General features: G+C 69.1%; 1 protein-coding gene and 1 pseudogene. One reads left to right on the forward strand and one right to left on the reverse strand.

What is annotated here, in order from left to right; genetic code table 11:
• Positions 1–1,226, reverse strand: a pseudogene (locus A612_RS03360) (5-methyltetrahydropteroyltriglutamate--homocysteine S-methyltransferase); the annotation flags it as partial.
• 104 nt (positions 1,227–1,330) lie between these two features.
• On the opposite strand from A612_RS03360, the gene A612_RS03365 reads away from it, so the two are divergent.
• Positions 1,331–1,536: LysR family transcriptional regulator (locus A612_RS03365; protein ID WP_040435846.1), on the forward strand; the 206-nt coding region annotated here is incomplete at its 3' end.

Here is a 1,536-nt window from a genome sequence, read left to right on the forward strand (position 1 = left end):
CTGGCGATCGCCGCGCGGGCCGCCGCCAGGCGCGGGTCGCTCTGTTGCGCGCTGCCATCCAGCAGGGCGGCGAGCAGGGCCAGTTCCTGCAGTTTTTCTTCGGCAAAGGCGAGCCACGAGCGCAATTCGTCGTCCAGGCGATCTTCTCCCGCCAGCGACTGCGGCACGTGCAGCAGCGAACACGAGGGCGCCAGCCACAGCGGACCCGGGTGCTTGGCGGCTACTGGAGCGAGCAGGGCCAGCGCCGCGTCCGGGTCGGTGCGCCAGACGTTGCGCCCATCGACGATGCCCACCGACAGCAGCTTGTAGCCCGGCAGCCAGTCGGCCACGCCGGTCAGCTCCTCGGGGGCGCGCACGGCGTCCACGTGCAGGCCGGCCACGGGCAGCTGGCAGGCCAGGCGCAGGTGGTCCTGCAAGGGCGAGAAATAGGTCGCCAGCAGCACCTGCGGGCCGGCCTTGCCCAGCTGCCAGTAGGCGGGCTCGAAGGCCTGGCTCCAGGCCGCGGGCAGCTCCAGGCCCAGGATGGGCTCGTCGATCTGCACCCACTGCACGCCCAGGTCCTTCAGGCGCGCCAGGATCTGCGCGTACACCGGCAGCAGGCGCTCCAAGAGCGCCAGGCGGTCAAAGGGCGCGTCGCCCTTGTCCTTGGACAGCCACAGGAAGGTGAGCGGGCCGACGAGCTGCGCCTTGACGGCGTGGCCCAGCGCCTGCGCCTCGCGCACCTCGTCGAACAGGCGTTCGCTGGCCAGGTGGAATTGCGTATCCGCGTGCAGCTCGGGCACCAGGTAGTGGTAGTTGGTGTCGAACCATTTGGTCATCTCCAGCGCCGCATGGCCCTCGGGCGCCGCATGGCCGTGCGCGCAGCCGGCGCCGCAGACTGCTGGGTCGTGGCCGGTGGTGCCGCGCGCCAGGGCGAAGTAGCGCGCCAGCTCGGGGGCTTTCGGGCCAAAGCCAAAGCGCGCCGGCTCGCAGCCCAGCAGCTGGATGTGGTTGGCCACGTGGTCGTAATAAGCGAAGTCGCCCACGGTGACGAGGCCCAAGCCGGCGTCGCGCTGCACCTGCCAATGGCGTGCGCGCAGCTCGGCGCCCACGGCTTGCAGCGCGTCAGCGTCGATCTCGCCGCGCCAGTGGCGCTCCAGGGCAAATTTCAGTTCGCGCGCCGCGCCCATGCGCGGAAAGCCCAGCGTGTGGGTCAGGACGGGGCGGGGTGGGGCAGCAAGGGTCATGGCAAGGGCTCCTTGGAAGGTGGAAAAGAGTCTTGCCCTGATGGTCGGCCACCTGTGTTTATTATTCAAACGAAAGTTTTAGCCGATCAACTTGAATGATTTCGATGATGCAGTCCATCCTGGAACTGCGCCACCTGCGCACCCTGCAGGCCCTGCGTGACAGCGGCAGCCTGGTGCGCGCGGCGCAACTGTTGAACCTGACGCAGTCTGCCCTGTCGCACCAGGTGAAGCTGCTGGAAGAGCGCTACGGCGCGCCGCTGTTCGAACGCAAGTCCGTGCCGCCGCAGTTCAGCGCCGCCGGCAGCCGCCT

The organism is Melaminivora alkalimesophila (assembly GCF_000282995.1).
Lineage (GTDB): Bacteria > Pseudomonadota > Gammaproteobacteria > Burkholderiales > Burkholderiaceae_C > Melaminivora > Melaminivora alkalimesophila.